At 58.2% G+C, this 9,742-nt stretch carries 9 protein-coding genes; 2 read left to right on the forward strand and 7 right to left on the reverse strand.

Annotation, left to right across the window (positions count from 1 at the left end):
• Window positions 1-74 precede the first annotated feature (74 nt).
• Together JHD59_RS03610 and yaaA are read right to left on the reverse strand one after the other, a co-directional pair.
• On the reverse strand, window positions 75-563 hold the full coding sequence (locus JHD59_RS03610; RefSeq protein WP_199153178.1) for a GNAT family N-acetyltransferase: 489 nt from the start codon (window positions 561-563) through the stop codon (window positions 75-77).
• A gap of 57 nt (window positions 564-620) precedes the next feature.
• A complete protein-coding gene (gene yaaA / locus JHD59_RS03615) occupies window positions 621-1,394 on the reverse strand; it encodes a peroxide stress protein YaaA (protein ID WP_199153179.1) in 774 nt (257 codons plus the stop codon).
• 114 nt (window positions 1,395-1,508) lie between these two features.
• Between yaaA and dtd the strand changes: the two genes are divergently transcribed.
• The gene (dtd, locus tag JHD59_RS03620; protein WP_199153180.1) at window positions 1,509-1,961 is read left to right on the forward strand and encodes a D-aminoacyl-tRNA deacylase; all 453 of its coding nucleotides are present in this window, start codon (window positions 1,509-1,511) and stop codon (window positions 1,959-1,961) included.
• A gap of 4 nt (window positions 1,962-1,965) precedes the next feature.
• Complete coding sequence (locus tag JHD59_RS03625) at window positions 1,966-3,021, forward strand: FUSC family protein (protein ID WP_103320814.1); 1,056 nt, start codon at window positions 1,966-1,968, stop codon at window positions 3,019-3,021.
• Between the two features lie 118 nt (window positions 3,022-3,139).
• Here the strand turns inward: JHD59_RS03625 and JHD59_RS03630 are convergent, their stop codons facing one another.
• From JHD59_RS03630 to JHD59_RS03650, 5 genes are all read right to left on the reverse strand, one after another.
• On the reverse strand, window positions 3,140-4,918 hold the full coding sequence (locus tag JHD59_RS03630) for a LysM peptidoglycan-binding domain-containing protein (RefSeq protein ID WP_368671518.1): 1,779 nt from the start codon (window positions 4,916-4,918) through the stop codon (window positions 3,140-3,142).
• Between the two features lie 199 nt (window positions 4,919-5,117).
• Window positions 5,118-5,879: a hydroxyacylglutathione hydrolase gene (gene gloB, locus JHD59_RS03635; RefSeq protein WP_199153182.1), complete on the reverse strand. Its 762-nt coding sequence runs from the start codon at window positions 5,877-5,879 to the stop codon at window positions 5,118-5,120.
• 115 nt (window positions 5,880-5,994) lie between these two features.
• Window positions 5,995-6,555, reverse strand: a complete 561-nt coding sequence (locus JHD59_RS03640) for a recombinase family protein (RefSeq protein WP_199153183.1) — start codon at window positions 6,553-6,555, stop codon at window positions 5,995-5,997.
• A 344-nt stretch (window positions 6,556-6,899) separates the two neighbouring features.
• Window positions 6,900-7,823 carry an antA/AntB antirepressor family protein gene (locus JHD59_RS03645; RefSeq protein WP_199153184.1) on the reverse strand — a complete coding sequence of 308 codons (924 nt, stop codon included), beginning with the start codon at window positions 7,821-7,823 and terminating at the stop codon, window positions 6,900-6,902.
• Between the two features lie 646 nt (window positions 7,824-8,469).
• Window positions 8,470-8,916, reverse strand: a complete 447-nt coding sequence (locus tag JHD59_RS03650; RefSeq protein ID WP_199153185.1) for a hypothetical protein — start codon at window positions 8,914-8,916, stop codon at window positions 8,470-8,472.
• Window positions 8,917-9,742 lie beyond the last annotated feature (826 nt).

Consider the following 9,742-nt stretch of genomic DNA (forward strand, 5'->3'; position numbering starts at 1 on the left):
GCGTTTAGTCAAAGTTAGGCATGCTGTAACCGATTTTCATCGCACGGAAGTGTGAACAAATGTAGCGTGGCGGATCAAAGGCTTGCTTCGGCGAAAGCGCGCAGCACTGCGCCGTCAATCCGGTAGTAAATTTTGTCCTCGACGATGCGTGCGCCGATGTGATGATAAAAGTCCACAGCGGCCTGGTTGCCCCGTTCTGCGGTCCAATCCAGCCGCAGGCAGCCGTGGTGGACGGCCGTCTGGGCCAGCGCGCGCAGCAGCGCCTTGCCGGCGCCGCTGCCACGGGCTTCCTCAAGCGTGAACAGGTCTTTCATATACAGCTGGCCGCTGTATTCCGGCGCCGGATAAAGCAGGGAGAAAGTGGCGAGGCCGATGGCTTGGCCATCTCGCTCCGCCAGCATGACCTGTACCCCGCAGTGAGGTTGGAACAGGTTGCGCGCCACATAGCGGAGCGCAGCTTCGCGATTGGCCCGCTTGGGGCCGAAATAGTGCAGGTCTATCCGGTAGAACAACTCGGCCAGCGCCGCAGTGTCGGCCGGATTGGCAAGGCGGGTGGCGATCATGCTTTTGTCTTTTCGAATAAAAGCATGATCATAATGATGATGTTTGGATTGGGCTAATCAGGCATGATCGCGGCGGAATACCCAGGTGAGTTCGCCTGAGGCCGCGGCATCAAAGGCATAGCCCTCGCTGTCGAAGCCGCGCAGCTGCTCCGGATTGGTCACGCCGCGTTCCGCCGCCCAGCGCGCCATCAGCCCGCGCGCGCGTTTGGCGTAGAAGCTGATGATCTTGTACTGGCCATTTTTCTTGTCCTGGAACACCGGCGTGATGATGGCGGCGTTCAAGGCCTTGGGTTTGACCGACTTGAAGTACTCGTCGGAGGCCAGGTTGACCAGGGTGCGCTGGCCCAGGGTTTCCAGCTGCTCGTTGAGCTTGCCGGTGACGATTTCGCCCCAGAACTCATACAGATTCTTGCCGCGGCTGTTGGCCAGCCGGGTGCCCATTTCCAGCCGATAAGCCTGCATCAGGTCCAGCGGACGCAATACGCCGTATAGGCCGGACAGGATGCGCAGATGGGCTTGCAGATAATCGATGGCGCGCTCGCTCAGCGAGGCGGCGTCCAACCCCTCGTAGACATCGCCCATGAAGGCGTAGACCGCCTGCTTGGCGTTGGCCGGTGTGAATGAGGGCTGCCAGTCGGCATAACGGCCGACATTCAAGGTGGCCAGCGTGTCGCTGATGTCCATCAGCTTGGCGATATCCAGCGGGCTTTTCTGCCGCAACACCCGGATCAGCTCGGCGCTGTGGTCGAGCAGATCCGGCTGGCTGTAGCGGTTCACGGCGGGGGGCGTTTGGTAGTCCAGCGTTTTGGCCGGAGAAATCACCATCAACATGCAGCTCATCCTTGGCGAGTGGGACGGCTATTGTACCGGAAGCCGGGCGGGTAGCGTCCGCCGCGGCGGATTTGGATAGAATGGAAGCGATCAATCAATCATGGAAAAGTTGGCATGCGGGTATTGGTGCAGAGAGTGAGCCGCGCCGCGGTGACGGTGGACGGCAGAACCACGGGCGAGATCGGCGGCGGTTTGCTGCTCCTGGTGGGGGTGGAGGAGGCCGATGGCGCCGCCGATATCGAGTGGCTGGTGCGCAAGATCAGCCAATTGCGCGTGTTCAACGACGAAGCGGGCGTGATGAACCGCAGCCTGCAGGATTGCGGCGGCGAGGCTTTGGCGGTTAGTCAGTTCACCTTGTATGCCAGCGTGAAAAAGGGTAATCGCCCATCGTATTCGCGCGCGGCGCGCGGCGAAATTTCACAGCCGATGTTCGAGCGCTTCGTCGCGGAGTTGTCGGCCGCGCTCGGCAAACCGGTGCCGACGGGCGTGTTCGGCGCGGACATGCAAGTCAGCCTGGTCAATGATGGCCCGGTGACGATCTGGCTGGACAGCCGCAATCCGGAGTAGCGCGATGAACCGATGGCAACATCCTTGGCGGGTGCTGGTGGTGCCGTACTACCTGAACCGTTACGCGCGCCAGGTGCATGTGCTGCGCGTGTTGCTGGCTTTCCTGCTGGGTTTGGCGCTGGTGGTATTCAGCGGCATTCCGCACGGCGGCTGGATGCTGGTGACGATATTGATCGTGCTGGGCGGCGTGCCGCATTGGGGTGGGGTGCGGCGCAAGGCGCTGGAGCGGATGGGTGGCTCCCTGCTGGGCGCGCTGGCAGGCCTGATCGCCATCCTGCTGCATGGCGTCTCGCCTTGGCTGTGTTATGGCTGGATGTTGCTGGTGATTGCCCTGAGCAGTTGGCATGCCCAAGGCAAAGGCGGCTATCTGGCGCTGCTGACCGGCATCACGCTGGTGATCGTCGGCGGTTTGGGTGACGAATCGATCAACGAGGCGCTATGGCGCAGCTGCAATGTGCTGATTGGTTCGCTGATCGGCATGGCTGCCGCCGCCACGCTGCCGCTGCGCGCGATAGACAGCTGGCGTTTCCTGCTGGCCGATAATCTGCGTGAGGCGGCCTTGCTGTACAACCGCATCGCGCGCCGTTTGCCGGTAGAGGGCGATGCGGCGCTGGATCAGTTCAACTCGCGCTTGATCCGCATGCGCGGCTTGTTGGCCGCGGTGACGCAGGAGGCGGCCTTGACGCATCGCCAGCTGGATCAAGTGCAGCGCTGTCAGCGCGGCATCTGGACGCTGCTGGACCGGATGGACGAGGTGGCCGCCACCACCCCGGCGCTGGCCGAGGATCGCTCGCCGCGACGGGCGATTGTCCGCACGCTGTTGCGCGCCGCGCATGCCTTGCGATTCAATCAGCCGCAGCTGCTGGCCGATCCGCTGCCAGAGGCGGACAATCCGGCGCGCATGCGCCAGCCCACGCATTGCCACTGGCTGGTGGCGGAGCTGTCGTTGACGGTGGAGGCGTTGCGATACCAGTTGCAGGAGATTCTGCCGCGGCTGATCGAGGCGCCGCCGCCTGCGCGCAGTTTGGTGCGGCGGCTGAGCGGATCGCGCCGGCGTTAAGAGCCGATCGCTGGTGTACTGTCTTTGCAGAGCGGCGCAGCGAGGCGCGGTTGGCGACGCTAAGTGTAAAAAGCAAATGGCCCGGAGTCTCCGGGCCATTTTTTTTGCACTGTCGCGGTTACAGGCCGACGATCTTGACCTTTTGCCCCGGCTGCAGATGGCTAGTCTGGCGGCTGCCGTTCAGGCGGTGGATGTCATAGTGGCTGACGCCGAAGCGGCGGGCGATGCTGTACAGGGTATCGCCGCGCTGGACCACGTATTCGGTGCTGTGCGCAGACGCTTGCGAGCGATTGTCGCTGACCTTGATCAGCGCCGGATCGGAACCTGCGCTGCTGGCATTGCTCGCCAGTTGGAAGTCCGTGGCGGCAGGGGTTTTCAGGCGCAATTGCTGGCCCACCTGCACCAGATTGCCATCCAGCTGGTTCAAGGCTTTCAGCTCGTCCACGCTCAGGTTGCTGCGGCGGGCGATGCTGTACAGCGTGTCGCCGCTGGCGACGGTGTAGCTGTCCAGGCTGCGGGTGGTCAGCGAGCGGGCCGGGGCGGCATCATCGTTTGTCGCGCTGGCGATCACGACTGTCTGGCGAGCAGCTTTGCTGGCGTCGATCTCGACAGCAGGGGCGACGGCCGGTTCAGCGGGCTGGGCAGCTTGTGCGATCAAGGTATTCTGTTGTGCCGGCGCCGCAGCGGCGACTTGGATAGGCGTGGCGGAAAGGTCATCTGCCTTGGCCAGCATCGTTTGGCCTGCCGATGTGTCCGGCAGCGGCGTATCCACCGACTCCAGCGACTGGCCGTCATTCAAGCGCGGGTTCATCGCCACTAAGACCGGCTGCCCGGCCTTCAGCGTGTTGCCGCCGATGCGGTTGGCCGCCAGCAGCTGGCTGGTGCTCATGCCGTGCTGGCTGGCGATGGCCGTCGGGCTTTCGTCGCCCTTGGGCAGATACACTTCCCAGGTCAGCAGGGGTTTGTCCCATTTATCCAGATTGGCCTGGAATTTGTCGACCTTGGTGGCCGGCAGCAGCATCTGGCGGCCGGCTTTGTACGCGAACACCGGCAGGTTGAAGGCCGGATTCAGTTCTTTGAACTCTGCCACGGAAATCCCCGCCAGCTTGGCGGCGATGTCGATGTTCATGTGCTTGCCGGTGGAAACGGCGACGAAGTAGGGCTTGTTGGGGAATTTATCCAGATGGACGCCGTACTTTTCCGGGTTGGCCAGAATATTGCGCACCGCCAGCAGCTTGGGCACGTAGTTGCGCGTCTCGTTCGGCATGCGGACGTTTTCGTAGGTCGGAGTCTGGCCCGTGGCCTGCACCCTGGCGATGGAGCGGGCCAGATTGCCTTCGCCCCAGTTGTAGGCAGCCAGCGCCATGTTCCAGTCGCCAAACTGGGCGTACAGGTTCTGCAGATAGTCCAGCGCGGCGCGGGTGGCGTCCATCACGTCACGGCGGCCGTCATACCACCAGGTTTGTTCCAGTCCGTAGTGGCGGCCCGTAGCCGGCATGAACTGCCACAGGCCGGCGGCGCCGACGCGTGAGCTGGCCGTGGGCACAAAGGCGCTTTCCACCATGGGCAGCAGCGCGATTTCGGTCGGCATGCCGCGGCGCTCCACCTCGTTCATGATGTGGAACAGGTATTTGCGGCTGCGATCCAGCGTGCGTTTGAAATACTCCGGGCGGCTGGCGTAGAAGCGTTCCTGGCGGCGTATCACGTCGGCGTTGACTTCATCCAGCTGGAAGCCTTCGCGCACGCGTTTCCATACGTCGTCGCCATTGCGCAGCAGGCTGGAGTTCATCAGCATCATGTCCAGGCCGGCCGCCTGCGCTTCGTCCACTGGCGAAGCCGGTGGCTGATCGACCGCGGCGGCCTTGGCCGGCGATGCGAACAGCAATGCGAGAGACACGCTAAGTGCCAATGGAGTGAAGCGTTTCATGCAGACGAGCCCGTAATTCAGATTTCGGCTGATGCTAAACATGCGCATGGGGGGTGTCAATTCAAAAAACCAAATAATTTCATGCGCTTTCATTGTTAATAGACTATCCGGTCCGTCTGTAAAGGAAGTCGTGGCCAGGCCTAGTGAAGTTACTTATTTCGCATGCGATTCATGGGCGAAAAACATCCTTCCAGGCGCGCAGCCGGGCGAAAGCGGCCGTCTCGTCGTCGCCGGCCTGCGCGCCTTGTGCCAGCAGGCTTTGGCGGATGCCTGCGGTGTTGCAGCGCAAAAAAGGGTTGCTGGCCGTTTCCAGCGCGATGGTGCTCGGCAGGGTCGGCTGCCCGCGATCGCGCAGCGCCTGATCGCGGCTCAGACGCATGGCCAGCACGGGATTGGCAGGGTCCGCAGCCAGCGCGAAGCGCAAATTCGACAAGGTATATTCGTGCGCTGGATAAACTTTGGTTTGCGGCGGCAGCTCGGCCAGTTTTTTCAGCGAAGACAGCATCTGCGCAGCCGTGCCTTCAAACAGCCTGCCGCAGCCAGCCGCGAACAGCGTGTCGCCGCAAAACAGCGCATCGTCAAACCGATATGCCAGGTGGTCCAGTGTGTGGCCGGGCACCGCCAACACACTGGCCTCCCCCATGCTCAGCGACACGGTGTCGCCTTCCATCAGCGGGATGTCGACGCCGGCGATGCCGGGTGGGCCATAGACAATCGCATCCGGCCATGCCTGCTTCAGCTCCGCCAGCCCGCCGCAATGATCGGCGTGGTGGTGGGTGACCAGGATGGCTTCGAGCTGCAGGCCGTGCGACTGCAGATGGCTGAGCAGCGGCGCGGCTTCGCCGGGGTCCACCGCGACGGCGCGCGCGCCTTGCTGCAAAAGCCAGATATAGTTATCTGAAAATGCTTTTATCGGTTTAATATCAATCACTTGTGGTTGCCTTTCGATTGCTTTGTGTCACTTCCGGTACTGCGGGAAGTACCTGTTGTAAGTCTAGCTTTGGTGCATTGCGGCGTGGTGCTACAGATCATAAGCTGCCTATTTATTAATCAGCAGCACAAGCCCGCTTCACGCTGGCCGTAGAGATTCCAAAGCGATCAGCAGTGGCCTTGATGCTGGCTCCGTTCTCCATGCGCCATGCTTTAACCTCAGCATCCTTGATGGTCTTGGTCCTGCCTAGCGCCTTCCCTTCAGCCTTGGCGCGTTCTATGCCTGCCATCTGTCTAGCCTTGATGTTGCCCCGTTCAAGCTCTGCAACAGCCGCCAGCATCGCTAGCATGGCCTTTCCGATGGGTGTAGACAGGTCGAAGCCTTCCCGCATGGATACCACGGTTACGCCTTTGGCTTGTAGGGCTTCCACCGTGGACAGAACATCAATGGTATCCCGTCCCAAGCGGTCTATAGCGGCCACGACAAGCGTATCGCCTTCCCGCACATAGTCGAAGCAAGCCTTGAACTCAGGTCGCTGCATGGCCTTTACAGCGCCAGAAACGCCATCATCGGAATAGAAGCGCTCGATCTTGTAGCGGTCCTCGATGGTCTTGCGCTGGGCTGCTGTGTCTTGTTCATCCGTGCTGACGCGAAGGTAAGCGATGGTCTGGCTCATGGTTGCTGCTCCAAATGGCTCATAAACTATGGCTCACATTCTAGCTATGGCTCAAAATGAAATCAACAGTTTTGATCCATTCAAGTGATGGGTGCTAGACTATGGCTCATAGAGTGTACCTTTTGAGCTAGTGCTTGAGCGGGCGTGTAAGGCTGCAAGGTCGGGCGCGAGGGCCTGCGACGTCAAGCCAAAGAGCAGGGGCGGCCTTTGAAGCTGTTTGGCATAACGTGGTGGGCCGTGGGGGGATTTTCACGCGCGCTCCATGTCAGATGGGCATTCGCGGATGCCGCATATTTTTGAGATTCCCCCCACGGCCTACAAGTCTCTTGGGACGCCTGATGCGCTTACCAGTCCTCTTCTACGGCCTCCTCTTCCATTTTCGCCGCTGTTCTGGCTTGGTGGGCCTTCTCGATCTCCGCTAACTGTTCAGCCTCCAAATACTGCCAGGGATCAACACGGCGTTTGCATGCCTTGGATAACACCTCCTTTATCTGGTCAAGGTCTTGGCCTGCCGCATAGATCGCTTCCGCAACATTGTATAGCCGGGCGTATTCGTCCAAGTCGTCAGCGCTCAGGATGTCTCGAATGCCTTTCCCGGTCACTTCACGCCATGCACCCGCCCGAAAGCCTGACAGCACTTCAGCGATCATGGAAGCAATGTCTTGTACATCGACATTGGCGAGATACTGGACTGCCGATCTACCAATTTCGCCAGCTTTAGCCCGTTCACCGTGTCGGACCATTGCAGCATGCGTCAGCGCTTTGTCAGCCTCAGCAATCAAGTTCACCCGTTGGTATCGGTTAACCATCAGTTTGGTGGCTAGGTCTTCCATATCTAGAAAATACTGGCGGATGTTCTCGCCTTCATTGGTATTGGCTTGCATGGCTAGGTGCATCGCTACGTCACGAGAGAGTCGGTAGTCTTGCCGTGGCTTCGTTTTGGTCGGGGTTAGAATCGCACAAATTTGTGCCTTTCTCCTTTCGCACTGTTGCAACGGTTTGATGTACTGTTCCGCCCACTTACGGAATCGACCATAAGGCTTCCCAATTCTCTCCCATATTTTTCGAGCGTCATAGTTTGGTTCTGTCCGGCTTTCAATATCCAGCGGGAAGACTCGGCGTAAATTCATCATGCGCTCTGCTTGCTCTGTGGTGATTCCGAGTTGATCCATTACGGAACCAGGGCAATTGTTGACGGTATGAATCAGGCTCTTGCCAGTGCGTTTAGTCTTGGTGGCTTTCTTGATGGTAGTGGTTTGGGTATTCATTGGCTTATTTCCTTTTAAGTTTGTCGCCTCAAGAGTCCCATCGCTTCAATGCCCTCACGTGCCCTAAACCAGTAGGCAGCATGAAGCGCACTCGAAGCGACAAGCTTGAATGGACGTGAGTTTTAGATTGGAAGGGCGAAGCTGTGGGAGATGGCTTCTTTATGTGGAGTGGTGCTAGAGCATCTAGCGGTGCTAGTATCAGCCTAGCGGTGAAACACAAGGGATATGGATGAATAATCCCTATAAAGGCATTGACGGGATGATGCTGAAGTGATCTATCCGGTTGATGTTCAACACTACTATATGGTGAAACACAAGGGATATACACGGGTGTCAGCTATAAAGCTGTTTCAGATTCCTGTCAGGTTTCTTTAAAGTCTCTCAGGGACGGTCTATAAAGAAAGTCATTGGGATTGATTTTAATGATGTTGTTATCCACCTCCTTTCCGGTGTTTTCAGAACCGTCTAGACGGCCTGTAAAATATATCTAATGAAGATATTGACAAAGATGTTTTCTTGATGCTGCTTTCAGGCTCTCTATATGGGAGCGCTGGTATCTTCAAAACCTTTCAAAGCCTTTTAAATAGTCGCTCTCACTACGCTCATGCTCCTTATATGATTGGACTTTATTCATAAGTCATTGTATTTAAACCAGATATTTCTCTTCCTCCATCGGGGTTAGAACTAAAGGCGTGCAGAGCCGGTAATTCAGGAAGCCTTCTACAAGCCTTTTCTGAAGCCGTGGTATCAGCCGCATTAACTGAAGCGCTGTCGTTTTCGATACTCCGACCACGTTCATGACTTCGGTTGTCATCATGATTGGCTGGTTCTTCAAGGCTAGCAGTGTTTTCAGCACGGTCTTCCGGCGTGGCTTCACGGCATGGGTTGAAACCTTTCTCTCGATATCGTCAAACCGGATGCTCTTTCGCTCGATGGCATCTCGATTCATTTCGATTCCGATCCGTTTGCATTCAGCAGCGATCATTCTGCCTAAGCCACGCCAAACTGTTTTGGTCATGCTGGATACGGGTTGCTCAAATGCGATCCGATGGGCTGCAGGGTGGTACTCGATTGTGTTGGCTGGTCTTGCCATATTGGTATGGTCTCCTTTTTATTGTTGTTGGCAGGGCTGGCATTGCCAATGTCATGAATTTGGATGGTCGTGCGCTCTTATGCCTCATGCAGCAAGACACAGTCGAATGGACGGCGCATAAAGGATTTTTGAGCGTCTTGGGGCAGATCAAGCCAGGGTGGCAGGAGGTAAGGGAGAAAGGCCGTCAGAGGCCATTTATGCGGGTAAAGAGTGTAAAGAGGAGTGGAGAGGCCGCTGCGAGTAGTGGTTCTCTGCTACTGTGTGCTAATTGGAAATGGGTGCTTGTTAATTTAATGGTATATTTATTAATAGCATGAAATGCCTTTTGTGTATGCTGGAGGCTGTCGGCATAAAACGTCGAGACATCCCCCCATAATCAACCTGACATCCTCCATTGGAGGGAGTGTGAGACTTCCTCAATTTGAGAGAGTGTGGCAAGGCTATCGGCATAAAACGCCGAGACATCCCTGAAACTTAGTGATGTCTTCATTGCCTTCAAAGTGTGCGACTCCGAACACTTTTCTGACTTCCCCCAATGGGGAGTGTGGCAAGGCTAGGGACTTTTCCACCATTGGCGTAAAAGTGACATCCTGCAATGCAGGGAGTGAGACACACATAGGCATATCCACAGTTTGTGGACGTGCTAGCTCCCTCCGAAAAGCGAAGGGACATCCTCCAACGGGGGGGGGTTATACACATCTGACGCTGCCGACGACAGCACGGAGGTGTGGGTGGGGGGGGGGGGGGGGGGAGGTGGAGGGGGGGGGGGGGGGGGGGGGGGGGGGGGGGGGGGGGGGGGGGGGGGGGGGGGGGGGGGGGGGGGGGG

It is taken from the genome of Chromobacterium sp. ASV23 (genome assembly GCF_016428945.1).
Classification (GTDB): Bacteria; Pseudomonadota; Gammaproteobacteria; order Burkholderiales; family Chromobacteriaceae; genus Chromobacterium; species Chromobacterium sinusclupearum.